This window comes from bacterium, assembly GCA_041649255.1.
Taxonomy (GTDB): Bacteria; Hydrothermota; UBA3073; order JACQXS01; family JAQTXJ01; genus JAQTXJ01.
Map to the genome: position 1 here is coordinate 115,299 of JBAZNK010000005.1, position 26,385 is coordinate 141,683.

General features: G+C 36.7%; 23 protein-coding genes. 16 read left to right on the forward strand and 7 right to left on the reverse strand.

Features of this window, described 5'->3' with window-relative positions:
* Positions 1–66 precede the first annotated feature (66 nt).
* On the forward strand, positions 67–870 hold the full coding sequence (locus WC614_05235; GenBank protein ID MFA5032405.1) for a hypothetical protein: 804 nt from the start codon (positions 67–69) through the stop codon (positions 868–870).
* Positions 871–1,157: 287 nt separating this feature from the next.
* Here the strand turns inward: WC614_05235 and WC614_05240 are convergent, their stop codons facing one another.
* Positions 1,158–2,333, reverse strand: coding sequence for a Fic family protein (locus WC614_05240; protein MFA5032406.1), 1,176 nt, complete (start codon positions 2,331–2,333; stop codon positions 1,158–1,160).
* Between the two features lie 222 nt (positions 2,334–2,555).
* On the opposite strand from WC614_05240, the gene WC614_05245 reads away from it, so the two are divergent.
* A complete protein-coding gene (locus tag WC614_05245; GenBank protein ID MFA5032407.1) occupies positions 2,556–4,337 on the forward strand; it encodes a helix-hairpin-helix domain-containing protein in 1,782 nt (593 codons plus the stop codon).
* Between the two features lie 12 nt (positions 4,338–4,349).
* On the opposite strand, the gene WC614_05250 is transcribed toward WC614_05245, so the two are convergent.
* A complete protein-coding gene (locus tag WC614_05250; protein ID MFA5032408.1) occupies positions 4,350–6,191 on the reverse strand; it encodes a T9SS type A sorting domain-containing protein in 1,842 nt (613 codons plus the stop codon).
* A gap of 513 nt (positions 6,192–6,704) precedes the next feature.
* On the opposite strand from WC614_05250, the gene WC614_05255 reads away from it, so the two are divergent.
* Positions 6,705–7,124, forward strand: a complete 420-nt coding sequence (locus WC614_05255) for a thioesterase family protein (protein ID MFA5032409.1) — start codon at positions 6,705–6,707, stop codon at positions 7,122–7,124.
* A gap of 58 nt (positions 7,125–7,182) precedes the next feature.
* Here the strand turns inward: WC614_05255 and gmhB are convergent, their stop codons facing one another.
* The 5 genes from gmhB to WC614_05280 form a co-directional block, all read right to left on the reverse strand.
* Positions 7,183–7,722: a D-glycero-beta-D-manno-heptose 1,7-bisphosphate 7-phosphatase gene (gmhB, locus tag WC614_05260; protein ID MFA5032410.1), complete on the reverse strand. Its 540-nt coding sequence runs from the start codon at positions 7,720–7,722 to the stop codon at positions 7,183–7,185.
* Positions 7,719–8,684 (reverse strand): cysteine synthase family protein, encoded by a 966-nt coding sequence (locus tag WC614_05265; protein ID MFA5032411.1) that lies wholly within the window; start codon positions 8,682–8,684, stop codon positions 7,719–7,721. The genes gmhB and WC614_05265 overlap by 4 nt, the downstream gene beginning before the upstream one ends.
* Positions 8,685–8,768: 84 nt before the next feature.
* A complete protein-coding gene (locus WC614_05270; protein ID MFA5032412.1) occupies positions 8,769–8,993 on the reverse strand; it encodes a NifU family protein in 225 nt (74 codons plus the stop codon).
* A complete protein-coding gene (locus WC614_05275) occupies positions 8,986–9,993 on the reverse strand; it encodes a putative glycoside hydrolase (GenBank protein MFA5032413.1) in 1,008 nt (335 codons plus the stop codon). The genes WC614_05270 and WC614_05275 overlap by 8 nt, the downstream gene beginning before the upstream one ends.
* A gap of 207 nt (positions 9,994–10,200) precedes the next feature.
* Positions 10,201–12,990: a kelch repeat-containing protein gene (locus WC614_05280; GenBank protein ID MFA5032414.1), complete on the reverse strand. Its 2,790-nt coding sequence runs from the start codon at positions 12,988–12,990 to the stop codon at positions 10,201–10,203.
* A 210-nt stretch (positions 12,991–13,200) separates the two neighbouring features.
* On the opposite strand from WC614_05280, the gene WC614_05285 reads away from it, so the two are divergent.
* From WC614_05285 to WC614_05345, 13 genes are all read left to right on the forward strand, one after another.
* On the forward strand, positions 13,201–14,091 hold the full coding sequence (locus tag WC614_05285) for a DNA-processing protein DprA (protein ID MFA5032415.1): 891 nt from the start codon (positions 13,201–13,203) through the stop codon (positions 14,089–14,091).
* A gap of 193 nt (positions 14,092–14,284) precedes the next feature.
* Positions 14,285–14,716, forward strand: coding sequence for a metal-dependent hydrolase (locus WC614_05290; protein MFA5032416.1), 432 nt, complete (start codon positions 14,285–14,287; stop codon positions 14,714–14,716).
* Positions 14,717–14,765: 49 nt separating this feature from the next.
* Entirely contained in the window at positions 14,766–15,455 is a 690-nt protein-coding gene (locus WC614_05295) for a phosphatase PAP2 family protein (protein ID MFA5032417.1), read from the forward strand.
* A 114-nt stretch (positions 15,456–15,569) separates the two neighbouring features.
* Entirely contained in the window at positions 15,570–15,875 is a 306-nt protein-coding gene (locus tag WC614_05300) for a hypothetical protein (GenBank protein ID MFA5032418.1), read from the forward strand.
* The gene (locus WC614_05305; protein MFA5032419.1) at positions 15,865–17,010 is read left to right on the forward strand and encodes an acyl-CoA dehydrogenase family protein; all 1,146 of its coding nucleotides are present in this window, start codon (positions 15,865–15,867) and stop codon (positions 17,008–17,010) included. Before WC614_05300 ends, WC614_05305 begins: the two co-directional genes overlap by 11 nt.
* Before the next feature lie 171 nt (positions 17,011–17,181).
* Positions 17,182–17,928, forward strand: coding sequence for a hypothetical protein (locus tag WC614_05310; protein MFA5032420.1), 747 nt, complete (start codon positions 17,182–17,184; stop codon positions 17,926–17,928).
* Positions 17,925–18,686: a TPM domain-containing protein gene (locus tag WC614_05315; GenBank protein ID MFA5032421.1), complete on the forward strand. Its 762-nt coding sequence runs from the start codon at positions 17,925–17,927 to the stop codon at positions 18,684–18,686. Before WC614_05310 ends, WC614_05315 begins: the two co-directional genes overlap by 4 nt.
* A 238-nt stretch (positions 18,687–18,924) precedes the next feature.
* Complete coding sequence (gene lipA, locus WC614_05320; protein MFA5032422.1) at positions 18,925–19,791, forward strand: lipoyl synthase; 867 nt, start codon at positions 18,925–18,927, stop codon at positions 19,789–19,791.
* Positions 19,792–19,819: 28 nt separating this feature from the next.
* Entirely contained in the window at positions 19,820–20,713 is an 894-nt protein-coding gene (locus tag WC614_05325) for a glycosyltransferase family 2 protein (GenBank protein ID MFA5032423.1), read from the forward strand.
* Between the two features lie 42 nt (positions 20,714–20,755).
* Positions 20,756–21,112, forward strand: coding sequence for a four helix bundle protein (locus WC614_05330; GenBank protein MFA5032424.1), 357 nt, complete (start codon positions 20,756–20,758; stop codon positions 21,110–21,112).
* Between the two features lie 2 nt (positions 21,113–21,114).
* The gene (locus WC614_05335; protein MFA5032425.1) at positions 21,115–22,419 is read left to right on the forward strand and encodes a glycosyltransferase family 4 protein; all 1,305 of its coding nucleotides are present in this window, start codon (positions 21,115–21,117) and stop codon (positions 22,417–22,419) included.
* Between the two features lie 284 nt (positions 22,420–22,703).
* Positions 22,704–24,464 carry an FG-GAP-like repeat-containing protein gene (locus tag WC614_05340; GenBank protein ID MFA5032426.1) on the forward strand — a complete coding sequence of 587 codons (1,761 nt, stop codon included), beginning with the start codon at positions 22,704–22,706 and terminating at the stop codon, positions 24,462–24,464.
* Between the two features lie 43 nt (positions 24,465–24,507).
* The gene (locus tag WC614_05345; GenBank protein MFA5032427.1) at positions 24,508–26,385 is read left to right on the forward strand and encodes an FG-GAP-like repeat-containing protein; all 1,878 of its coding nucleotides are present in this window, start codon (positions 24,508–24,510) and stop codon (positions 26,383–26,385) included.

The window sequence follows — 26,385 nt, forward strand, 5'->3', positions numbered from 1 at the left end:
ATGCTTTTTATAATTCTCCAAAAACAATTTGACTTTTAAAAGAACTGTAATATTAGATATAACTAAATGGTTACAGCATTGTGTCTTTTTCTTTCTATATTAAATACAACTAACAAAGAGCTACCGAAAAAAGATACTATTCCTAATACTGAAATAATAGTAATCGGAACCATTCATTCCCCTACGCTAAATTACAGTGCGGAAGCATTATTGGATATTCTGAAAAAGGTAAACCCACAAGTAATATTGTATGAATGCGATTCTTCTGCTTTTCCTGATTCTTTTCAATTGCTGGGGTTCTGGAGAAAGGGGCAGGAGGGAATGGCTGTGGTAGAATTTCAATCTGTTTCACCGGGCTGCGTTTTAAGACCTTACGATATAGAGGGCAGAGATAAGTTTTACAAAAAACATAATTACTTTAAATTAGAAAAAGACGTTCTTGAAAAAATAAACCAGGCATACAATGATGGAAAAACAAACGGAAATGTACAGCTTTATTACGGGCTGTCAGCGGTCCTTATGGATATAAAAGGTTCGTTTTCTCAGGAATCGCCACGAGTGATAAATTCCGGTGCGTATGATTATCTTGTCTCTTCGGAAAAACATTATGTTAATGAAGGATTTAAGACTATTATAGATAGCATTCCCGAGTTACATCAATATAAAGATTTTTGGAAATTGGACTGTGATTTCTGGATTAAACGCAACGATACTATGGTGAACAATATTATTCATTTTTCAAAAGAATTTTCCGGCAAGAGGATAGTCGTAATGTGTGGATGCGAACATAGGTATTACTTAGTTGGCAAGCTTAAAGAAAAACAGAAAGATAATAATTTTGCACTGCGCGAATACTGGGAATTGGAATAACTTCTTTTATTGTTTCTTAATCGTTTAATATGGTAAAAATATTATTAAACAAGTAGAACTTTCGCCTCTCTACTTCAGCACTTCTTCCCAAACTGTCCATCTCACCTGCTCAAGAATTCTGGGGACACAATACTTATTTATCTAATCTTCCTACATCCCTTTCCCATCTTTTCTTTGCGCGCGTAGCGTCTTTGCGTGAAAACCTCTGTTGTCTGCGTTCATCTGCGTCCAAAAAATTCTGTTCTTTTTTTCTTCTGCAAATCAATTTAGAGAACCCTACGCTACCTCTAATATCTACTAATAGCCCCAAAATTTATACTGATTTTGTAATCATTTTTTGTATTATCTTTCTGGTAATCTATAAAACCTTTTGTCTGAAGCGCAATCAATTCCCTCAATAAAGTTTTATTAGATTTGTCCGCATAAAGCTTCTTTATTAAAGCGTTCTCAACAAACTCCGAAAACCATAACTCCGGAGACGCAATATCAACAAATGGGTCTATTGCGGGCTCTTGCTCTAATATATATAACAACATGCTCGTTTCCCTGTCACTTAACAAACGACGACGAGCGCTGATTTTTTGCTTGTTTGCGCTATAAATTAAATTTCTATACATCACACGTTTAATCTTTTCTTTTATATACTTCTCAATACGGGATAACTCGTCTACAAACCCCTTCAGCCCAAATTCTAAAAATTCTGTAATGTCCCAATTATTCTCGGTTCTGGTCTTTTGCAGTAATGTGAAATACCTGTCCCGGTTGCGATAAAAATAATTAGAAAGAGAATAAAACCCATAAGTATTAACCCCGTGCTGATACATAATAAGCGATTCAAGACAACGAGCAGTACGCCCATTCCCATTACCAAACGGATGTAGTGTTACAAGAAAAAAATGTCCTACAAGAGCTTGAATTACCGGCGGCTGAGAAGTCACTTCCCTGCAGTTCATAAACCCTATAAACTCTTTCATAAGACGATGTATATTCTCCCCGCCCTCAGGTGGTCTATGAACACCCCCGAAACTATTAGAACCGACTGTTATAGAAGGAGTAACGCCACGATAGGGGGCATTGTCGCTTTCATCGCTTTTCGTAGTAAGTAAAAAGTGTAAATGCAAAATCATTTCTTCGGTTAATGGTCGTGGTGTCTTAAAATTATCTTCTATCCAATGACACGCATTATCGGCATTTGTAATTTGAGCATCGTCCGGAGCATATTTCGAAAGCGAAACCGTCTTATCTACAGAAAGAGCTTGAGCAACTTCTTCCTGGGTTTTTTGGTTCCCCTCTATGGCGGTAGTCCCATGAATAGCCCGGATGATATTAAGATGCCGGAGAGTTTCCTGCCATTCCTTAGGAAACATAAGTCCATCTATAGACAATCTATAGGCTTCTATCCTGACAAGAACATCGTTAATTCTTGAAGAATCAAACTTTAATCCAAATAATATGTCTCCCATTTTGTCTCCTTATTTGTCCACTTAATTTATAGTACATAATATACGATAACATATATACATACGTTCAATATGTCAAGCAAAATGTTTCTTATTTGTCCCGCTATTTGTCCATCTATTTGTCATCTTTTTTATAAGATATGCTCTGCTGTGTTCTGTCTGTGCCCATCCGTGTTCTTTAAAATTAATTGACACTTTTTTAACAATATTATATTAGTAAAAGCTATGTTCATGGTAACTTTTTTTATATTCTTTGTTGTAAGCTCTGATAATCCCGCGATAGGTCAAACAAGTTTTGAAGGAGCTATTGCATCTGATAATCTGGCAGATGAGTTGCAAACACTAAAAGACAATCCCATTTCTATAAATACTGCCAAAGAACAGGAACTTCTTTCTATATACTGGATTACCCCCGAACTCGCAAAATCAATTGTCCTTACAAGACAAAAATCAGGGGAGTTTAAAAAAATAAATGACCTTAAAAATGTGCCGGGGATGACAGGAGAAATTCTTAAACTAATAACTCCTTATATAAGAATAGGTGCCCCCAAAAAACCTGATAATTATTCCATACAAATGCGTCAAAGGGTACAGGATAATCTGCCTGAAACAGAAGACACTGCAGGTATCCCATACAAAACATATACGCGGTTAAAGATTGATTATAAGAAAGTTTCTTCCTCGGCATTGATAGAAAAAGATTACTACGAAAAAAGTTATTATGATTTTGCCTCTGCCGGGATAATGTTACAAAATTATGGAATTGTAGAAAAAATTGTAGCCGGTGACTATGTTCTGGATTTTGCCGAAAATTTGTTTTTTGGTGTCCCGCCGGGAGCTACATTTAAATCTCAGGGAATGATTAAAGGAAGGTCAAAGGGCATAAAACTTAATACAACTTCAGGAGAAAACAATTTTTTGCGGGGAACGGGTATAGAATTAAAACCTATACATTATATAAAAAACTATTTGTTTTTTGCAAGTACTCCAATAGACGGAAAAATAGAAGGGGATGAAATTAAAATATATTATGATTACGAAGGAGACCATTCGACCTCTACCGGGATGGAGAAAAAAGACAGAATCAAAGAAAACTTACTCGGGACAAGATTTGAATATAACAACAAATTAAAAGTCGGAGCGACTGTTTATAGAAATACCTATTATTCAAACCCCGAAGGGAATGAATTAGGAACACATGATGTATTTAGTATGGATTTATCGGGTTCGTATACGGGCATAGAATGGTTTGCTGAAACGGGTAAATGCGATAGTGTTTGGGCAGGGATAGGCGGGTTGGAATACCGAAAACCGGAATTTAAAATCGGCTCTCTCTATAGATATTATCCTTCTTTGTTTTACACTTTTCACGGTACGCCATTTAGCGACAGGTCAATAACTACTGCCGGAGAACTGGCAGAAAAAGGGAATTATTTATACGCCGGATACAAAGTTTCAAACAATACTTTGCTTAATTGTTATTGTGATTTTTTTGCTCGTTTGCCTAATTCGGACTTAACAAAACCTGTTTCAAATGGCACGGAGTATTCTTTTGATGTCGAACAAAAAGTTAACAATATTGTTTCTCTTACAGGTAAATATGCCTATAAAAAATTGGACGAGTCTACTGACCAACAATTTAGATTACAAACGGATATATCTTGTAAAAATAAAATAAATTTTAGATTTAGAGTTGAAAGAATAGTAACCGAAAGTAGTGCAGGAAATTCAGGGTATGTGGGGATAGGCGGAAGAGCGTTTAAGAAGTTGTTGTTTGACACAAGAGTAGCGTTATTCGAAACCACTCCTTTAATGTATGAATATGAAGCGGATTTACCGGGGTTAATGACGAACCAATGTATAAGCGGAAAAGGAAAAAGGTGGTATTTGTTTCTAAAATATAATATTTATTCTGCTTTGAGCATTAGCGGAAAATATTCGATGTTGTCCAAAGAGAGTACTTTGGGTAGTCAAAAATATGGATTACAAATAGATTTTAAAAAATAGAACCGTTTTTTACTATTTATATTTAATAAACTTTGTTGTTTCTATTATACTGGATTTATTTCCTTCCTTGTTAGAAAGCACGACAAGATATACGCCTTTTGATTTAAGGGTAGGTTTGAATTCATATTTATGATTGGCAATCGTTCCCTTGAAGAGAGTGGTCATTTTTTCCCCTGCAGAATTGTATATGGAAACATCGGCATTGTTAATTGGTCTTTCAACGGATAATAAAATTTTATCTCCAGATACAAGTAATTTTGTTTGCGTTTTGACGGGTGTGTTTTCTGCTATCCCGGCTATCGGGAGCGTGTCCGTAAACCATACTTTATAAAGGACGGCAACATCTACCGGGGCGGTTATAGTAGGAGTAAATTCAACTTTATATTGGAAAAACTGAGCATGAGGATTGGCAGGCAAGGCAAAACTATCAATTTTATTTGTTGCAGTATATGGTCCATTCCACGCATTAGAAAGCACATTGCCCGCAATGGTATCTGCGCGCCAATAAAAATTCAGAGTCCCGGAATCCGGGAGACAGGTTTCCCAACCAAACCATTGAAGGCTGCGATTTTGACTGCTAAATTGAAGTATTGAAGATTCTATGTCCCCGTACTTTGCAAAACCGGTAAGCATTTGGTTTTCAAAAACCGTATGCTCTCCCAAGTTGGAAACAAGCAAGTCTACACTGGGAATGCATTTTGGTCCCATTGGAGCCGCATATATCCAGTGAGAACCGCTCGCAGGGCTTATGTCATAAAGACTGAAATTTAAGGGACTGCCCGGGCTTTGACGAAAGAATCCTACGCTGGCGCAGGTTCCGGCTATATCAGGAATACTGTCTAAATCTATGTCTGCGGCTATTCCACCATCAGTATAAGCTCCTGTTTTAACTGTATCTGTTCCGGCTAATAATGTTCTTGTGAAATTGAATCCGGTACCATCGTTAAGAAAAGTATCAAAACCTCCGTTGTCAGCATCTCCACAAACAAGGTCTTTATCCCCATCCATATCTATGTCTATCGCCCATGCGCCGTCATAATTTTTTCCGCCTATTGCAGAAAAGGATTGAGAGAAATGTCCTGTTTGGTCATTTAAAAAGATAAGAACGTTTCTGTGAACGGCATATAAATCCGGATACCCATCACCATTAAAATCCGCAGGATAAACTCTCCACGATTCATCAACTGAAAAATCAGCAATGGTGTCTTTTGTAAATTGATTGTTCCCGGGGTTGCGGAATAAATAAATATCTCCACAATAGAAGTAAGAATCATTGTTGTCTACCGCGATAATATCTATATCTCCATCAAGTTCAACGTCAGTTGCAAAAATTCTATGAAATCCTTTAGAAGTGTCTACGATATGGCAAACCCAGACGGGGTTTTGATTTTCATACCAGAATACACCTTTTTTCCCTGCAACTAATACGTCTATATCGTCGTCTTTGTCGAGGTCGTAAGGATAAGTACACCAACAAATAGAAGAGGACGCGCTATTGTCTATAATATTTTTTTGAAAAGTATATCCCCCTAAATTCTTATACCAGGCCACCTGAAGTGTATCGGAACAGGCGATGCAATCTGCTAACCCGTCTTTGTCTACATCTGCAGGCATAAGTCCCTGGAAATATCCGGATATTGTGGGGTTTGCTTCTATTGTATGTTTCACCCAGTTGCTGTAAGTCCATTGTGTGGCAATAAGAGAAACCTGTCCTTCCGTTGCTGCGGTTATGCTATCTCCCGATAAATATCTGGTTGACCAGCTGGTTACCGGTCCCTGTAGTCCGGAACCTCCCATCCAGTCAGTTTGCATAAATAAATTATTTATAATAAAAGATAATATTAAAATCTGCATTTTCCCTCCTTACATAAAAACTTACTTCATTGTATATATGTTCCCCAAATCCATATTTGTCAATTTTAAAATAGAGTGTTATAGTTTGCCCTGTATCTTTTCCTTTTATTCTCCGGGTTGCTCTTTATTAATCTTATCGTTCCATATTTTATTGTTATCTCTTTAAGTTCTTAGCAAGCCCTTTCCAGCTATGCTGGATTAGGGATTGTTATCCCGCAAAGCGGGGCTTCAAATCCCTGTGGAAAACGAATCTGTTATTCTGTTTTTTTGTCCTCTGTGCTCTCTAGCGTTTCCCTCTCTATTCTGTTCTCCTTTTTTTTAACTCTAAATTCTCTTTCTTTCTCAGTGCGCTTGTGGTAAGAAGCCCTTAGAGATTTCTATCCAGCTCTGCTGGGTTAATCTTTCTTTATTCTGTTGTTTGTTTTCCTTGACACTTATTTAAATATATCTACAATTCTCTTTAGAGTATGATTACAAGTCCAAGAAAACCGGATAATTTAGAGTAATGCTCCTATGTCGCAAACGCTAACTAATAAACTAAAATTACGCGTATCGTATGCCGATACGGACCAGATGAGTGTCGTATATTACTCCAGATATTTTGAATATTTTGAAAGAGGAAGAACCGAATTACTGCGGGAAATAGGTTTGCCTTATGCGGATATGGAAAAGAAAGACTTAAAACTTCCCGTAATCGAATCACATTGCGAATACAAAAAAGGAATAAAATATGACGAACTAATTGTAATAAAAACCTGCCTTATCGAACCACCAAAATCCACATTAAGAATGGACTATGAAATTCTCGACGAAACGGAAAAAGAAATAAGGGCAAGAGGTTATACCGTCCACTCTTTCGTTAACCAATACGGCAAAGCAATCAGACCACCGAAAGATTTTGTAGCGCTTATTACAAAATATATCGTTGGTTAACATATAAATCTGTAGAATATTTTCATATCTAGAACAAAAAACAGTAGGAGATTGTTTTTTACCCCTTCCGCGGATTCCGCAATATCCACTGTACAGCTTCGAGGAAACTATTTGCAATAAAATCAGGAGTTGTTTTGGTTTTTGTGTCTTCACCGTATCCTGTCAATACAAGTACGGAAAGCACACCTTTGCCCTGTCCTAAATGTATGTCTTCTACCGAATCTCCAATCATATAGGATTGAGACAAATCTATATTTAAGTCCTGTTGAGCTTGTTCGATCATCCCGGGTTTTGGCTTTCTGCATTTACAATTATCATCCGGAGCGTGAGGACAAAAATATACTTTATCAATAGACGCTTTGTTCTTTTGAAAATAATCTAACACATATTGATGAACATTATTTAATTCGTCTAAAGAAAAATAACCTCTTCCTACGCCGGATTGATTCGTTACTACTGCAATTTTGAACCCGGCTTCTTTTAATAACCGAACCCCCTCTACTGCTGTCGGTAAAATCTCAACGCCCGAAGGGTCTGAAAGATAACCCTTTTCCGTTATTATCGTTCCGTCGCGGTCTATAAAAACTGCTTTGTTCATAAAAACCCCTTTCCTTTCATCCACTCATCGTTAAAAATAGTGCTAAGATAATTACGTCCCGTGTCAGGCAGTATCACAACAATTATTTTATTGGTATCTAATTTTTTCGCTGTTTCAGTTGCCGCCCATACTGCTGCTCCTGCCGAACCGCCCGAACAAATAGACTCTTCTCTCATTAATCTGCGCGCCATAAGAAACGCGTCTTTGTCTTTAACCCGGATAACATCGTCAATAATGTCAAAATTTATAACCTTGCAAATCCTATTACTTCCAATGCCTTCAATGTCTTCACCGCCGGTTACTTCAACAAGTTTTTTGCTCTTAAAATACTCATAATATACAGAACCTACAGGGTCAACTCCGATTACTTTAACCCCGGGATTTTTTTCTTTCAAAAATTTAGCTATCCCGGAAATCGTTCCACCCGTGCCCATACCGGCAACCAGATAATCTACACGGTGTTCCGTTTGTTCCCAGATTTCGGGTCCCGTTGTTTCGTAATGCGCAGAAGGATTATCGGGATTATTAAACTGGTCTAAGAAAAAACTATTTGCAACGGATTCTGCAAGAGCTCTTGCAGTCAAGTAAGCAGATTTTGGAGAATCGGGAGGAACATCCGAAGGACATAAAACGACGTCAACCCCGAGCGATTTAAGCAAACTATATTTTTGCGGACTTATCGTATCGTTTGCCGTAACTTTTACTTTGTACCCTTTTATACTTCCGTATATTCCCATTCCTATTGCAGTATTTCCGCCAGAACTGTCAATAATAGTTGCGCCGGGTTTTAGTTTTCCACTTTTCTCTGCCTTGTTCAATATGTAAAACGCAGTCCTGCTTTTTATTGAAAACCCGGGATTTAAAAACTCAAGCTTTGCCAGAATAGTCCCCTTGCCGTTAACTTTATTAAGTTTTACAAGAGGAGTATTTCCTACGCTTTCTAATAAACTTTTATTCCACATAGGTTTTTTATAATCTTAATTTTTCAATAGTCAACTTAATTTAGTTGGAGTTTTGTTCCATCTGTTCAGGAATATTACTCCAACTTATGAAATTGCTATTACCTGTTTTATTTCGGGCAATTCGTCCATAATTTTTTTCTCCACGAGTTTTGTAATGGTTACTTGTGCCATAGGGCACCCATGACAGGCTCCCGTGAGTTTGACCTTAACGACACCATCTTTTACTTCAATTACTTCCACATTTCCCCCGTCTCTTGCCAGAAGCGGTCTGATTCTTTCGTTCAATATTTTTTCTATAAGTTCATTCATTTTTCCCCTCCCCTCCATCAAGGTCTAATACTGTTTCATATTTACTTCTCGGGTTCCATATAATGTATCCCCACGCTTTCGAATTTTGCACGGCTTCCGCCTGGTTTGCCACATAATCAGGCCCGAAACCGGGAGACCGCATTTTGAATCCCTGTATATAAGGTACAAATTTAGACTCGGGGATAACCATATCCCCTTTCGCCAGGCTGTTAAAGATAAGGCTATAATCCCTTTCTCTCGTGTATTCAGGTGCAGCGGCAAAGTGTGACGGGTAAAGCATAGGATAAATTACGTCAAGCCATTTTGCCATTAAATCAAGGTTTTGTCCTTCACATTTTAGAGGCTGCCATAATGAAAATCCAAATACTGCAGCGCCGATATTTGCCCCAAGCGGATGTAAAGTTGTGTATGCGGTTTTAAGGAAATTTTCAATCGTAGTTTCTTTTTGCCCTTCAAGCCTGTATGGTCTGTAATCTCCATAAGAAGAAGGAAACCTGATATAATCAAATTGTATTTCCGTTACACCGCGGGATACAAGTTCCTTAGCAATGTCAATGTTGTATTTCCAGACTTCCCTGTTGCAGGGATTTGTCCAATACATTCCTTGCCCGTCGCTCCATATTCTGCCATCCTCCCCCTTGAGAGAATATTTCCCGCCTTTATACCACGCAAATACCGAATCTTCAAACAAAACGACTCTTGCAATAAGTCTTAGCCCGGCAGATTTACATTGTGTAACTATGTTTTCGACATTTAAAAGCGAATGTTCTGCTCCGGCCTCTTTTACTGAGGGAAGATTGGTGTTATAGGTAACATACCCTGAAGCATCTTTGAAATCAATCACTACCGCATTTATCTCGCTCTCTTTTATATAAGCTAAATATTTTTCTAATTTTACTGCTGCGTATGGATATAAGTAAATGCCTCTATATGGAAATAATTCTGGTGATGTGGCTTGCACTCTTGGCAAAAGAATTAAAAAAAGCAAGTTAAAATACATAAAAAATAATCGGGAGTAATAACTAAAGTACTCTTTTTGCCCCAGTTCGTTTCCCGGCCCTTAACTTCCTTAGAACTGGTTATCCAGCCTTTGTCTTCTCTTTTCGCGTCCGTCATTCCTGCGAAAGCATGAATCCCTGCCTACCGCAGGCAGGGATTCTTTTTGTTTTTCAATGCCTCGCCCTTTAGGGCGGGGTTCTTAATTATTTTACTTCAACATTACAAATTTTCCAATCTGGTTTCCGTATCCGGTTTTATAGAAGTATACACCCGGTTTTACTTTTTCTCCGTTATCGTTTCTTCCATCCCACATTACTTTATGCGATGATGATTGCAAGTCTGAAATCCGAATATTCTTAACAAGGCTTCCGCTCAGGTCGTAGATACGGATAGACTTGTAAGATTGTGTTCCCGGGAGCAAGAATACGGCTTTTGATAATACGGGATTTGGGAAAATCTTAATGCCTATGGATTTGTAATTTTTGTTAACTTCTTCGGCTCCTGCGCAATTTACGTACCATTTGCTCGGAATTCCATTTACAATTGCCCATAACCTATAATATGCCGAATCTGCAGTCGGTTGGACTGTTGTATTTGTTTCACTCCAGGAAGAACTTAATGGCATTTGCAGTACGTCTCCGCCGCCGTTTCCCTGAAAATTCCCCCCGCCAATTCTAACAAATGCCATAATCGGATGGTCGCTTGAAGTTATATGACAATAGTTCCCGCCATCAGCTTCCGAAACGCCCCTGAATAAAGTTCCCGTTATGCTCATTGGACTACTTATACGTGTAACGGAAGGATAATTTGTTATTGTAGATTGCCAGTCACTTGCATATCCAAGACCTACATCATATTGTACCATTGAATTCAAGAAACTTCCGTTTGTCCCGCCTATTGCAAGAACATAAGGATGTGAGGATGGGATAAGGACTGATGAATGGCACGCTCTTGCCGGAGTAATTGATGCGCTTGTATCTGTTTTCCAGCTATGCGTACTTGTAAGCGTATCTACATAATCTGCAGGGTCCCATACTTCACACGATGATAAATAATTCGCTCCATCTTTCCCTCCACTCGTAAGAACAATACCGGAATAGAGCAATGTGGAATTGTGCAGGTAACGAGCCTGATTTAAGTTCCCTTCCTGTGTCCATGTGCCTGTACTTGGATCATAAGTTTCGCAGCTTGCAAGACCTGTTGTTCCATCGCTCGTTCCACCAATTACAAGAATCTTCCCTGATTGCAATAAAACGGAAGTATGCGAGTATCTTCCGTTGTTTAAGTTTCCGGTATTAGACCAGTTTGTTCCGTTCCATAATTCGCAAGAAGTAAGAGCTCCCGAACCATTCCGTCCACCGATAATGAGCACGTTTCCATTTTTTAATAAAATGGCGCTATGATTTGTTCTTTGCGTGGACATTGAATTAGCGTTTGTCCATGCGCTTCCATTATATATTTCACAAGAATTTAAAAAACCCGTATTTTCTCCACCGGTTACAAGAATTCTCCCATCTGTTAATAATGTAGCGGTATGGTCAAATCTTTCCGTATTTAAGTCTCCTGTAGCTGTCCAACTTGTTGTTGCGACATCAAATAATTCACAGGATTTTATCGCAGATGTGTTTTTTCCTCCAGTAACCAGTACTTTTCCGGAGGACATAAGTTGTGCCGTGTGATGAGTCCTTGCATTAATAAGATCTCCTGTTGGTATGATTGTTTGCAAAACATAATTATACAATTCGCACGATTTTAGTGCGCCACTGCTATTTTCTCCGCCTACTATAAGGACATTTGTGCTGCAGATAGCAGTATGTATTATAGGAAGAGGCGTTACGGTATGATATGCTCTGTCTGTATTCAGAGATGGTTTTGATGTCCATATTCCATCCGTTGGGTCATAAATTATAGCTGCTTTTGGGTGATTAATGCTAATTGTTGTTGCAGTTCCCCAACCAGGGAATAGTATTTTTCCGGTAGGCAAAATAAACATCGCCGCATGACTTACGGAGTCTATAGGGTCTATAGTGCTGTCTGTAAGCGCCCATGTTCCACTTGCCGGGTTATAAAGTTCACACTTTCTGGAGGCAGTATAAGACCCGTAGCTGTATGGGTCCGGGTCAGAACCTGCTATCAAAACTTTTCCTGATGGGAGAAGTGCCATTGCCGGTACATACCTTGGTCCATAACTCATACTTCCCGTGTTTGCCCATGTGTGCATTACCGGGTCAAACAATTCGCATTGAGTTGTTACTCCATATCCCATACTATCGATACGTCCTCCTCCTGCAATTAATACTTTACTCCATGGCGGCGGCAGCAAAACTCCCACAAAACCCGACCTGCCTCTTGTTACACAAGTATCCGTATATGACCATGTCCCTGCAGTTGGATTGAAAATTTCGGCAGTGTTCGCTATCATATTTGAAAGCATTAATAACACGTCTCCATTTGGCAAAAGCATTTCTAACCCTGCCCCATAAGTAGAAGCACGGTTAGTGCTACCGGTGGCAGTGAAAGCATCCCCCGCGCAATCATAAAAATAACAATTTCTACCATTGTTCATTACAAGAACCCTTCCATCTTTTAACAGGGTAAGATATGCATATTTCCTCTGGCAGGCAATTGAGGTGCCTGTTGATAATGTCCAACTTTTGCCAACCGGATCATAAAGATAAAACCTGCCTCCGGACCCGGAACCTGCTGTTGTTGCATATAAGACTTTTCCGTTTGGAAGCAATAGCGCTCCGGTATGGTGATCCATTATGGGCATTGTATCTCTTGACCATGTTCCGGTTGCCGGGTCAAAAGTCTGACACGCGGCAGAATCCCCCTGCCCTCCTATTAAAATAACTTTTCCATCGGTCAGGATGCTATTGCTGTATCCCATGCTCCATTTAACCTTATCGCCTGTTCTATGCCATCTTGTTGCTTCCGACGAAAAACAGATTGATATAATGCCCAACAAAACACCTAAACTAATAAGTTTTTTACTCATATCCCCCCCTCTTAATTTTATTCTTATTCAAAAAAATAAACTTTCCAACTATCAATGTTATATTATTTTAATGCTTGTATATTGTCAAGTGTTTTTGAAGTTAAGAATTAAGTTAGGAGTAATAAACGAAAATAACAAAATAACTTGCATATAATTAAGCCTTATTGTAAACTATAATTGATATCCCGTAAAAGACTCGGGACTATAGTTATGAATTATTGGCTTACTCTTCATTCTATCCGCGATATAGGTCCTGTTACTTTCAATAAACTATTGGATAAATTTGGCACCCCGGAAAAAGTGTTTTCTGCCTCCCGGGAGGAATTAATGCAAATCCCACGATTATCCGAATCTATAATAAATTTAATACTTTGTGCGAAGCCTCCGTGTTATCGGACAACGGGCTCTTACAAGGATAATAAAATAATATCAGAACTTAAAAACCGTCAGTTTGAACTAATTACTAAATATGATAAAAGATATCCCGAATTGCTTAAAAAATCTACTGTCCCTCCGCCAATAATTTATGTTTATGGGGAAATGGAACACAGCAACCCTCGTACCGGCAGACAAGGTTTGATTGCTATAATTGGTGCAAGAAACGCATCACGGGTTGGCTTAAACAAAGCATTGGAGTTTGGAAAATATTTTGCGCATAAAGGATTTTCTATAGTTTCCGGATATGCAAAAGGTATTGATACTTATGCGCATTTAGGTGCAATAATTGGAGGTGGAAAAACAATAATGGTTTTGCCTGTCGGAGTTCTTAACTTTGTTGTTCACAAAGAACTTGAATATATGCGCGACAAACTATTTGCCCAATCAGTAATATTTTCTGAATTTTACCCGTCGGCAGGATGGTTAACAGGACAGGCAATGTTGCGAAATCGCAGAATTAGCGAGCTTTCAAAAGCAGTAATCGTTATAGAACCCGGAGTAAAAGGTGGCACAATAGCAACTACAAAATGGGCAAAGAAACTTAATAAACCAATATTTATATACGAAAAACTATTCTCTATAAGAAAAAAAGAATTTCTTGAACTTGGAGCGATTCCAATAGAAACGCCGGAAGATGTTATTACCTACTTGAACAAAAAGTAATGCGTCTTGAATTTGACGAAAAGAAATGGAATTTGTTGAATAAATATTTTGACACTATCTGTCTTTTAATTTGAAACCGGAGGTTATACGATTTTGACTTTGTCATTCTGAACGAAGTGAAGAATCTCATAAATTAATGCCAATTAAGATATTACAAGTTTTGTAAAGTGAATTATTCAACTAACTAAAAGAAATGAGTTACATAATAGACGTTATAATTCATACCGCGATTGGTATAATCGTTATAATCCCTTTATGGGTTAAACCATTTCTAAGAAAGGTTTTGCTAGCCGTGTTTATTGCGAGTTCCTTAATCGATATAGACCATTTTATTGCTGCAAAATCCATTTACCTAAAAGATGCGGTTACTTTAAGATATAGACCATATACACATTCAATAACTTTTGCCGTAATAGTGGGTGGAATTACTTTTGGGATAACTAAAAGTCCACGGATTGGAGTAGCAGTATGCGGTGGTATTATGTCACACGTATTAAGAGACGCGAGCACCGGAATCACTTTTATTTTATACCCAATGAAGCTTACAAAAATTCCTGTTTGGGTTTATGTTATGGGTGAATTATTGATTTTTATATGTTGTCTGGTTTTAAGAAAATGGATATAATTTCAGTGTTTTTGTTGACTAAAATATAATAATCGGGTATTTATAAACTATGATTTTGCTGATATTGATAAATTGCTTAACCCCTGCATTGAATTTTACAAAAGAAACATTATACGATACGAAGTGTGTTATTACTTCCCCTTTGCGATGGGATATTGAATCGTGGAGCACGGTTACTGGAGTTGGAATTACTACTTACGAGATTATGTTAGAAGACGAAACCATAAATGATTTTGTTCAGACCCATCGTAATGATAAAGCTGCAGATATATTTGAATATGTGGGGGATGGCGCAATAGCATCTGCTATAGTTGGAAGTTCCTGGATTGCAGGGGAATTAACCCATAACTATAAATTACAGAAAATAGGGGATTTGGGATTGAAAAGCATATTGATATCAGGTCTAATTGTAAATTGCGCAAAAAGAGTTGCAGGACGCATCAGACCATATAATTCCGTTTCTTCCAATAATTGGATGGGACCTACTTTAAGCGGAGGAGAATTGTCTTTCCCATCCGGACATACAAGTACTGCTTTTGCTCTTGCGTCTGTTGTCAGTGACCTATATGATAACAAATGGATTGATTTTATTGCTTACGGGACTGCTGTGTTGGGTGGATGGGCAAGAATAAATAATAACCAACACTGGACATCCGATGTTTTTATGGGAGCAGTAATCGGTATTTCTGTAGGTAAAACACTTGTAAAACTTGAAAATTCAAACAAAAAAAGCCGTTGAATTGTTTGGAAATAATGATTGACAAAGTCTATAAATAAAATAAATTGTACGGGTTAAAAGTATAAAGAAAAGAATAAATATCTGTAAAATGAGTAAATATTTTAAAGACATGAAATGAGAGAAATAAACCACAGAGTTCACAGAGAAAAAATCAGGCATCTGTGTTCTCCAAAAGAATTTCCTCTAAAAGATATAATAGAAAAAATAATTGCCTGTGCTATTGAAGTCCATTCGGCTTTGGGACCGGGACTATTGGCAAGAAGTAGGATTATTGATAAATTTCAATGTAGAGCGTTTAAAAGATGGAATAAAGAGATTGGTTTTATAGAAGAGGTTACAGAGGAAAGATTAATAAAAATCTCTGTGTTCTTCCGCCTGAGGCGGATTAAGTTTTTATTATGGAGGAGTCATGATTTTTAATTCAGAACAAAAACTCGTTCAGGATATGGTAAGAAAATTTGCAATAAATGAACTTGCCCCCATAGCATTAGATTTAGATAAAAAAGCGGAATTTCCCGGTAAAACAATACAAAAACTAACTGAACTTGGATTAGCGGGAATTATTATCCCGGATAAATATAACGGCTCCGCGTTGGATATGGTTAGCTATTGTATAATCATTGAAGAGTTGTCTAAAGTATGTGCTTCTTTAGGTTTTAGTCTTATCGTAAACAATTCCTTTGTTGCTTTCCCTATAATAAAATATGGGACGGAAGCACAAAAAAATAAGTGGCTGCCGAAAATTGCAAGTGGAGAATGCATAGGCTCTTTTGCGCTTTATGAGGAAACATATTCAAATATATATAAAGAAAATACCGATATATCAGAAAAAATAACTACTATTGCTAAATCAACGGGAAACGGAAAGTACTTGATTTCAGGGGAAAAAGTTTTTGTAGTAAATGGCGAAACCGCAGGTGTTTTTATTGTATTTGCTTGTATAGACAATAAGTTAACGGCTTTCATTTTACCTAAAGAGGGAAATGAAGAGAACGTATCCTTTGAAAAAGAAGTAATGATGGGAATGCGTTCTGCAGGAATAGGAAGTATCAAGTTAAATAATGTCGAAGTCTCCGAAGAAAATATACTTGGAGAACCCGGCAAAGGGTTAGAAATTTTCGAACGGATTATTGAATCTGCAAACATCGCAATATCTGCGCAGGCAGTTGGCATAATGAATGCATCATTGGAAGACTCCATAAAATACTCAAAAGAGAGAAAACAATTCGGGCATCCGATATCCGACTTTCAATTAATCCAGGATGCAATTGCAGAAATTAAAATAAGATTGGATTCGTCACGGATATTGGTATTTGAAACGGCTCGTATGTATGATGAGGGGCAATCTTTTTCCACAACGGCTTCCATTACAAAATTGGTCTCTACGGAATCGGCAGTATGGTCAAGCATTAAAACAGTACAGGTTCATGCGGGATATGGGTATACAAAGGAATATCCTATAGAACGATATTTTAGGGATGCAAAAGTAACGCAGGTGTTCGGAGAAACGCCCCTGACCCAGAAAATTAAACTTGCAAAATCATTGTTGTCCTGAAATTGTTTTACCTTAAATAAACGGACTGGCTTGGAAAGGTGTAATAGTATTTATTTATATTCTTTTAAAATTAATCCTGCTGAAGCAGGAATGAAAAGAGAATATATAAGTTGGAGTAGTGCTCATGAACATATGGAACAAAACTTCAACTAAAAAGAAACCGGAGGATATATGGCGAAAATGCTTAACTTAGACAGGTTTGTAGGTAAATTAGTTGAACCGTATATAAAAGAATTAATTCGTTTGTCGGGAGATAATATTTGTTCCATAATATTATTTGGAAGTGCGGCTACAAAAGATTTTATTCCACGGAAATCTAATATTAATTTACTTGTAGTATGTCACAAAATAGATTTACCCGACCTTAAAAAATATCATAAACTGGTTAGGCGGGGAAGAAAAAGGGGTATAGTGGCGCCTTTGTTTCTTACGGAACGACATATAAAAAGTTCTATGGATGTTTTCCCGATAGAGTTTCTTGAAATGAAAGATTCGCACATATTATTACACGGTAAAGATGTTTTTGATAATATGGCGATAAATACGGAAAATCTACGCCTTGAATGCGAAGAACAGTTAAAAGGAAAATTAGTTAGGTTAAGACAGAGCTATTTGGAGCATGGCGTAAATGCAAAAATAATTGCAGACTCGATTACTTCTTTTATCTCTGTATTTCGTTCTCTGGTAAGATTAAAAACAAGGGCTGTTAAAGTAGAAAAAGAAAAAGCAATAGAAGAACTTGCTAAACTCAAAATAGAGAGTCAGGTGTTTTTTACTGCTCTGGATATCAAAAAAGGAAAATGTAAATTAAAAAGGAAAGCTTTGGAAATATTCTTTGAAAAATACATTAAAGAGATAGAAAAGCTATGTATTTATACGGATAGTTTTAAAAGCAAAACAAAGAAAATAAAGAAATGAAAAAAAACATAAATTCAAAAAATGTATCCCTTAGTATACTAAGTTTACTGTTTTTTAGCAATGTATTGTTTTGTCAGGAATATCCTAAACCTGTGGGTTTTGTAAATGATTTTGCAAACGTCATATCCCAGGAATACAGGGATAAAATTACCGGGTTGTGCACGGAAATAGAACAAAAAACAGGAGTAGAATTGGTTATTGCTACCGTAAAAACGGCTCTTCCTCAAACAATTGATATGTATGCCGTAGAACTATTTTCTCGTTGGGGAATAGGCAAAAAAGGTAAAGATAATGGTGTCCTGATCGTTGCAGCGCTGGGCGACCACAAAGTATTTATAAAACCGGGATATGGGGCCGAAGGGTTTCTAACGGACGGAATATGTGGGGAAATTTCCCGCCAGATTATAGCTCCTGAATTTAAGAAGGGTGAGTTTGGCGAAGGATTGTTTTTGGCAAGTAATGAAATTGCAAACAGGATTGAAAAAGAATATAATGTAAAACTTGAAGGAGTAACAAATACTAAATTTTCCGAAAATCTTCCTTTGGGGACTGTAATTTTTCTAATCATATTGTTTATCGTAATTTTTAGAAGGTTAGGATTGTGGGGGCTGCTATTTTTGCCGGGAGGAACTCGACAAAACGGGCGTCGTAATGGTTACTGGACGGGAGGAAATTTTGGTGGGGGTGGTTTTGGAGGCGGTTTTGGTGGATTTGGTGGCGGCTCCTGTGGCGGTGGCGGCGGCGGGAGTGGATGGTAATAATATACATTAAATATCATTAGTTGGACTTTCCCACTTTGGTGGGATTAGACCAACTTATCTCCGCCTAAGGCGGACTGGAAATATCAAAAATTGATTTACTTGCAGCAGGTTTGTGGTTTGTTTTTTAATTTAAATTACCCTGTGCTTTAGCACGGGGGGGGCGAAACAAAGAAAACAATGGGCTTTAGCCCATAACTTGCGACAACTCAAGATTAAAAAGATATAACATAAAACTATGGCTGTTCCCGAATGGATTAAACATCATTACCCGAAACCGGAAGCACTGCGGGAAATGATATCCTTGCTTCATAGTTTAAATATTCATACCGTTTGTGAAGAAGCAAAATGTCCCAATATAGGCGAATGTTTCAATAAACAAACAGCTACTTTTTTAATACTTGGGGATATATGTACTCGAAAATGTAAGTTTTGTGGCATTAAAAAAGGAATCCCTTTGCCGGTTGATTGCGACGAACCACAGCATATCGCAAAGGCAGTCGCCAAACTTAATTTGTCCCATACGGTAATAACATCGGTTACAAGAGATGACCTTGAAGACAGCGGAGCGGATCAATTCGTAGCCACAATAAAAGAGATAAAAAAAGTATCCCGCTTAGGCGGAATAGAAATCACTATAGAAGTTCTTATCCCGATAATGAATAGTAAGAATCTTAAAAAAATTATAGCTGTTACTCCTGAAGTAATAAATCATAATATGGAAACAATAAAAAGGCTTTATCCTGAAGTTAGACCAATATATCAATACAATGATTCGCTTAATTTATTGGCAGAGGTGAAATCTCAAAATCCTTCAATTACAACTAAATCCGGTTTTATGGTAGGCCTAGGCGAAACGGAAACAGAAATTATTGAACTTATGAAAGACTTAAGAAAACAAAAAGTTGATATCATAACAATCGGACAATATTTACGACCTTCCGGGAGTCAGCTTCCGGTGGTTGAATACATCTCGCCTTCCCAATTTAAAAAATATGAAGACGTTGGATATAAAATGGGATTTAAATATGTTGTGTCAAGCCCGTATGTTAGAAGTTCTTATATGGCAAAAGAAGCATTAAAAAATGTGGATTGTGGAGTATAAAATTAGGGATTAAAAAAGGAGATAAAAAATGAATACAAAAATTTCTATAATTGTTCCTGCGCATAACGAAGTAGAAAATATTCCCCTGCTTATAAATGAGTTTCATAAAATAAAGTTGAAAGATTATGAAGTTATAATTATAGATGATGGCTCTACGGACGATACTTATTTAGAAGCAAATAAACTTGTCTCAAAAAACAAGTTTTTGAAAGTTATTCGTCACAAGAGGAAAAGAGGAATTACGGATGCGCTTATATCGGGAGTTGATGCAGCAGCTGGAGACATTATTGTATTTTTCCCTGCTGATTTGCAATATTTACCCGAAGAAATATCAAAATTAACGGATAAGATTAATGAAGGCTACGATATTGTTACAGGTTGGAAAACGGGTAAATATGAAAAATGGTTTGTGTCCGGAATTTACAATACCCTTTCCCGGAAATTATTTAATATTCCTGTGCACGATTTAAATTCCATTAAGGCGTTTACAAAAGAAGTCTTTTATAAAATTCCATTGAGAAAAGATTGGCATCGGTATATGGTAGTATTGGCATGGGAACAGGGATTTAATGTTGCGGAGGTAAAGGTAACTCTATATCCAAGAAAATATGGCAAATCAAAATTCGGAGGAATAGGGCGGGTTTTTATAGGAGTCCTCGACCTTCTTGCGGTGAAATTTCAGATTTCTTTTATGCGAAAACCTATGTTATTTTTTGGGACTACAGGGGGAATTTTATTAGTACTTACGTTTATTATAGGGGCGATAGAACTTTATTTTAGATTTGTTCTTCTTAAAGGGTTTAGACCTATGCTTTATTTAATTATGTTCCTCGGTTTAAGCGGATTGATATTTTTTGTATTAGGTTTTCTTGCAGAAGCAATCGCCGGAATTCAGGATGAAATAAAAAAGATAAAAAAATAATTTAGATTTTAGAGTGTAGATTGTGGAATTTGGAATAAAAAAATGAAAGAAGAAGAATTAAAAAAACGGACAAAAGATTTTGCTTTAGAGGTAATTAGATTAGTAGAAAAACTTCCCAAGAATTATGTCGCTGATATACTGGGAAGACAAATCTTAAAATCCGGGACATCTATCGGAGCTAACTATCGTGCTGCCCGTAGAGCACGTTCAAGAGCAGATTTCATCTCTAAGTTAGGCATTGTTGAAGAAGAATCGGATGAAACTCTTTATTGGTTAGAATTACTAATCGCTATAAAATTGATAGAGCAAAACATATTCCAACGCTTGACAAAGGAAGCTAACGAAATTATTGCCATCGTAGTTACATCTATAAAAACAGCTCGAGGTAACCAAAGGTGAATATGCAATCCCCAATTCCCAATCCGCATTCTTCAATCCAAAGTCTCCAATCCAAATTCCAAAATTCGCAATCCCCAATCCCCAATCTAAAATTCCCATCTAAGGTTCTTTTTCTCACCCATTGTTTTATTCGTAACAAAGATGATTTTGCCGGCGCATTTCTGTTTGACCTTGCAAAAGGGCTTAAAGATAAGGGAATAGGCATAACGGTTCTTGCGCCTCATTCAAAAGGATTGCCAAAATACGAAGAAATTGAGAACATAAAAATTTACCGTTTTCAGTATGCTCCTGAAAAATATGAATATCTGGCATATAAAAGCAATATGCATGAAATCGTAGCCAAGGGTTTTTTTAGCAAACTTATTTTTTTCTCTTTCGCGTTTTATTTTTTTAAGAATGCAATTGATATTACAAAAAAGCATAACATAAAAATTATTCATTCTCACTGGTGGGTACCTGCTGGGGTAATTGGTTTAGTTGTAGGAAAACTTTCAGGTAAACCCTATGTTGTTACTTCACATGGGACGGATATTTCTTTATTGGCGAAAATTAAACTTGCCAGACCATTGGCAAAACTGGTTTTTAATAATTCTAAAGCAATAACGGCCGTTTCAAGTAATATGAAATCTTTTATGGTAAATAAACTCGGGATAAATGAAAGCAAAGTAAGCGTATTCCCAATGCCTGTAAATCCTTATATGTTTTACCCAATGGTGATAAAACGAGGAGATGAAAAAATTATATTAAGCGTTGGCAATTTTATTGAATTGAAAGGATTTTCGTATTTAATTTCTGCAATAAAGATTTTGAAGAGCAAAGATATAAAAATTAAACTTATTATCATAGGTGGGGGGCCGGGAGAAAAAGCGCTTAAACAAGAAATAAAAGAACTTGAGTTGAATGAAAATATTGAGATTTTGCCTTCTATGGCTAAAACAGAATTAAATCGTTTTTACAATTTATGTAACATTTTTGTTCTGCCTTCCATAACGGATTCTAAAGGCAAACAGGAAGGATTGGGGCTGGTTTTACTGGAAGCAATGAGTTGCAAAAAACCTGTTATAGGAACAAATTCCGGCGGCATACCGGATATTGTAAAAGATATGGAAACGGGATTATTAGTTCCGGAAAAAGATTCAAAAGCATTGGCCGAAGCTATAGAAAAGGTACTAAAAAATGATAGCCTATCCACAAAACTTGCAGAAAATGGTTATAATTTTGTAAAACAGAATTTTACGCTGGACAAGATTGCCGAAAAAACACTTGAAACATATCTAATGCCTAACATAATTGTTGTCAAACGGTAGTCTTTGGAGAGATGCTGGATATCGTGTTTATACAAATCGGTTGACAGAATGAAGAGCAGAGAATATTATTACTTTAAGTAAGTTAGAATTAGAGAATAGATAAGCAAGGGTTTTTTTAGCAGTATAACATATCGAGCAAAGGGGGATGCATTAAGAATTTTTTATTTTCTTTAATATCGCTCTTTTTCTTTTCAAACCTATACGGGATAGTATGGACCGAAACGAGTTTTCAAGATTTTATAGATGGAGAAATTGGCCATGGCTTGTATGTTTCCCATCGGACAATGCTTGAACCTGATTCAGGATGCGCAGAGTTTTCCGTTAGGTTTGATGTAAATAATAATGGGTATTTTGATTTGCCAGTTACATATTTTGGAATAGGCAACGATTATATCAGACTATATTTTGGAAATGCATTAGGTTTTAATAAAGACAGCGTAAGGCTTTACCCTGTGAATAAAGCTGGTGGAGGAACCTGTTTCTCTGACTTAAATTGTGATGGGAACTCAGAATTTATTAATTCCGGATGGCAAATGCCACTTGCTATATACTGGGGTACCTCCACGGGACCATCAATAACCAATGTTGATACCCTCCCAAGTAAATATGGAGAAACAGTTTATACTGCTGATTTCAATAAAGATGGATTTTTGGACATCGCAATTTGTTCTTATGCTTCTTCAGGGTTTGGTGATTCTCTTTATATATACTGGGGAACTTTATCTGGTTATAATTTATCTAATTATACTTCTTATTCTACATCAGGCGGAGGAGGGCACAATCTTGAAGTAGGAGACTTAGATAAGGACGGGTGGCTTGATATAGTTGTTGTCAGCGTAACCCATGGTCCCAATTCTATTATTTACTCTCCCGGCAATGTACCAACAAGAGTAGATTTAGAATTTGTGAATGGGAAAAGCGGCCCTCATGGTTCAGATATTGCAGATTTAAACAATGATGGCTGGTTGGACATTATATTTACAGGATGTGGCAGCATTACAGAATCTTATATATATTGGGGAAGTGATTCGGGATTTACGGCTCCCAATAAGCTAGTACTTTATCCGGGACAGTGTTTCGGGGGAGTTAATGTAGTGGATGTTAATAACGATGGTTGGTTGGATATTCTATACTTGAGAGGAATATATCCAAATACAACTTTTTTACCTATAATTTATATGAATCAAAAAGGCTCTCCCTATTTTTTGAATTCAGATACGTTGACAGTAGGTACAAGAAAATTCACAGCTACAAGCGGATTTGTTGCGGATTTTAATTTTGATGGAAATTTAGATATCTTTATCAATAATTTTACAACCCCTCTTTTTTCGTATATTCTTTATGGCCCTTCCTATACCTCTTGCGATTCTCTTCCTAATAATAAGGGGCATCATAGCAGTTTTATGGACCCGGGCAATACTTATACCCGTGAGTACAACTCTTCTTACGTATCTTCCATTTTCGATGCTTGTTCTATTTTTTGTAATGCTTCTGCGGACTGGATAGCATATGAACCTACCGGGGCAGAAGTAAAAGTAGATTTGAGGGGGGGGAACACGATAACTCCGGATTCTACTTGGAGTATATGGAAAGAGTTAAGCAAAAACCAGGGAGATACTTTACAGGATACTGTGGGGTTAGGAAGATATTTTCAGTATAGAGCAAGATTTTTATATGAAAATCCTTGTAATTTGCCATGGCTAGAAGAGATAACAATCAATTTGTGGAAAGATGTTGCTGGGATTGAAACGAAGGACAAGAAGCAGAAAAAATTTAATATTTATACATTACAAAATCCAATAAGGGATAAGGCAGAAGTTACTTTTGAAATACCTGTTTCAGGGAACTTAAATTCAGAAATATATAATTTGGTTGGAGAAAAAATAGGAGATTTAATAGTCAATAAAAAATTCCCCGTAGGAACGTATAAAAAAACTTTAAGTATAGATAATAATATTAGAACGGGAGTATATTTTTGTTTATGTAAATTTGAAACAGAAACTTACACGATAAAAAGAATAATTAAATTTATTATAGTAAAATGAATTATAGTTTGCGGAAAAAGTTGTTATAATACTATCGAAGAATATGAAAAACAATAAAGGTTTTACTTTGATTGAACTTATAATAATAGTTTTAATAGGAAAGGGGATAAATTTGTATGGGGCAATATGGACAGAGAAAACACATAGTGATTTTGCCGATGGGAAAGACTATTATTATATAAGTGGAGATACGGCAAGTTATTGGAATGCCACCAATTTAAGAAAATGGAATCTTGGCTCACGTGTTTATTCCCCTTTAGAAGGCGGACTACGAATAATAGGACAGGATTGGGATTTGGATGATAATGGTTGGTTAGATGCAATATTGACTTTAGGGAATGTGTTTGTTTACTGGAATAGTTCTTCGGGATTTAATACAAACAACAAGTTACAATTAAACGTAAAAGGATATGATGCCCAGGGCGTCTCTTTGTGTGACTTAAATAGAGATGGAAAATTAGAAATATTGGTTTGTGATAATTCCGCAACAATAGGGTATATATATAATGGGGCATCCTTTGTAAAATATGATTCTGTTAAAATAAGAGAAGGCGCTCAAATTTTAACCCCTGCAGATTTAAATAATGATGGCGAGATAGACTTAATAACATCTGCTCGTTATTGGTCATATATTTACTATGGTCCCGGATCTTTCTATTCAAAAAAACCGGCAGATTCTTTATTCATATCAAATGCAGCGCCGGATGGTGCCGTTGGGACAACCGTAGCCGACTTGAATTATGATGGCTATTTAGACATTATAATGTCCTGCCAGGGAAGTGAGATTTTTGTTTTTTGGGGCAGCTTAACGGGATGGAAAACACAAACTGTTTTAAGTTGTACATACAACTGGGACCATTCCATTGCCGATTTAAATAAAGATGGCTATTTAGACGTTTTTGTAAACCACCATACTTCTAATGGTATTATATTTTATGGTTCCGCATCTGGATTTGTAACTAATGTTTCCACTCCCGGAAATGGGACAGGCGATTGTTCTATATGCGATATAAATGATGATGATACATTAGATATAATTGCAAATAGCATAAATGGTAACAGTTACATAATGTGGGGACCAAATTATAGTAGTTATGTAAATTTGCCGATTAGTTCTGGTTGTGGCACAGAAGTGGCAGATTTTGATAACAATGGAGAAGTTGATGTGTTATTTGGAGGTTTAAGCGGACAAAGTTATTTATATTGGAACAATGGAGGATTCTCAAATAGCAACAAGTTTAGTTTCCCAGCCTCTTGTAATGATGCTTTGTTTGAAGATTTAGGCAATGTATGGGACAGAGGGAAAAAACAACGATACCTGTCAAATATTTTTGATGCTCCGGATACCATTTTTAAAGTAGATTCAGTCAGATGGTGGGCAAATATCCCTTCCGGTATGGATATAAAAGTAAGCGCAAGAGCTGCTCTTGATACGAGCATATGGAGACAATGGGTCGAGCTTCCAAACGGTGAAACGGATTCTTCACTGTTTCTATCCAAATACTTACAATATAAATGTGAGATTTCTACGGATTATAAGAATACTTCATTGTTCTCATTTGATAGTATAAAATTTTATTATGATACAAGTTCTGCGGGTGTGTTAGAAAGAGATAAAAAAACACTACCTTTCAGGATATATCCATCCGGGAACCCTATAAAAAACAAAATAGAAATAACTTTTGAAATACCTACCTCTGGAATATTAAGCATATCTATGTATAATGTAGCTGGAGAAAAAATAAAAAGCTTGATCGAAAATAAATACTATAACTCTGGAATTTATAAAGAATCATGGGATGCTAAAAACAATTTTAATAACAATATTAAAACAGGAGTGTTTTTCTGTCTTTGCATATTGAAGACGGAAGAGCAGGCGCTAAAGAGAATAGAAAAAGTTATTTTGATAAGAAAGGAATAA

Excerpts from the sequence above, each read along its gene's own strand:
- WC614_05235 (MFA5032405.1), top strand. The coding sequence starts at position 67 with ATGGTTACAGCATTGTGTCTTTTTCTTTCTATATTAAATACAACTAAC.
- WC614_05240 (MFA5032406.1), bottom strand. The coding sequence starts at position 2,333 with ATGGGAGACATATTATTTGGATTAAAGTTTGATTCTTCAAGAATTAAC.
- WC614_05245 (MFA5032407.1), top strand. The coding sequence starts at position 2,556 with ATGTTCATGGTAACTTTTTTTATATTCTTTGTTGTAAGCTCTGATAAT.
- WC614_05250 (MFA5032408.1), bottom strand. The coding sequence starts at position 6,191 with ATGCAGATTTTAATATTATCTTTTATTATAAATAATTTATTTATGCAA.
- WC614_05255 (MFA5032409.1), top strand. The coding sequence starts at position 6,705 with ATGTCGCAAACGCTAACTAATAAACTAAAATTACGCGTATCGTATGCC.
- gmhB (MFA5032410.1), bottom strand. The coding sequence starts at position 7,722 with ATGAACAAAGCAGTTTTTATAGACCGCGACGGAACGATAATAACGGAA.
- WC614_05265 (MFA5032411.1), bottom strand. The coding sequence starts at position 8,684 with ATGTGGAATAAAAGTTTATTAGAAAGCGTAGGAAATACTCCTCTTGTA.
- WC614_05270 (MFA5032412.1), bottom strand. The coding sequence starts at position 8,993 with ATGAATGAACTTATAGAAAAAATATTGAACGAAAGAATCAGACCGCTT.
- WC614_05275 (MFA5032413.1), bottom strand. The coding sequence starts at position 9,993 with ATGTATTTTAACTTGCTTTTTTTAATTCTTTTGCCAAGAGTGCAAGCC.
- WC614_05280 (MFA5032414.1), bottom strand. The coding sequence starts at position 12,990 with ATGAGTAAAAAACTTATTAGTTTAGGTGTTTTGTTGGGCATTATATCA.
- WC614_05285 (MFA5032415.1), top strand. The coding sequence starts at position 13,201 with ATGAATTATTGGCTTACTCTTCATTCTATCCGCGATATAGGTCCTGTT.
- WC614_05290 (MFA5032416.1), top strand. The coding sequence starts at position 14,285 with ATGAGTTACATAATAGACGTTATAATTCATACCGCGATTGGTATAATC.
- WC614_05295 (MFA5032417.1), top strand. The coding sequence starts at position 14,766 with ATGATTTTGCTGATATTGATAAATTGCTTAACCCCTGCATTGAATTTT.
- WC614_05300 (MFA5032418.1), top strand. The coding sequence starts at position 15,570 with ATGAGAGAAATAAACCACAGAGTTCACAGAGAAAAAATCAGGCATCTG.
- WC614_05305 (MFA5032419.1), top strand. The coding sequence starts at position 15,865 with ATGATTTTTAATTCAGAACAAAAACTCGTTCAGGATATGGTAAGAAAA.
- WC614_05310 (MFA5032420.1), top strand. The coding sequence starts at position 17,182 with ATGGCGAAAATGCTTAACTTAGACAGGTTTGTAGGTAAATTAGTTGAA.
- WC614_05315 (MFA5032421.1), top strand. The coding sequence starts at position 17,925 with ATGAAAAAAAACATAAATTCAAAAAATGTATCCCTTAGTATACTAAGT.
- lipA (MFA5032422.1), top strand. The coding sequence starts at position 18,925 with ATGGCTGTTCCCGAATGGATTAAACATCATTACCCGAAACCGGAAGCA.
- WC614_05325 (MFA5032423.1), top strand. The coding sequence starts at position 19,820 with ATGAATACAAAAATTTCTATAATTGTTCCTGCGCATAACGAAGTAGAA.
- WC614_05330 (MFA5032424.1), top strand. The coding sequence starts at position 20,756 with ATGAAAGAAGAAGAATTAAAAAAACGGACAAAAGATTTTGCTTTAGAG.
- WC614_05335 (MFA5032425.1), top strand. The coding sequence starts at position 21,115 with ATGCAATCCCCAATTCCCAATCCGCATTCTTCAATCCAAAGTCTCCAA.
- WC614_05340 (MFA5032426.1), top strand. The coding sequence starts at position 22,704 with ATGCTTGAACCTGATTCAGGATGCGCAGAGTTTTCCGTTAGGTTTGAT.
- WC614_05345 (MFA5032427.1), top strand. The coding sequence starts at position 24,508 with ATGAAAAACAATAAAGGTTTTACTTTGATTGAACTTATAATAATAGTT.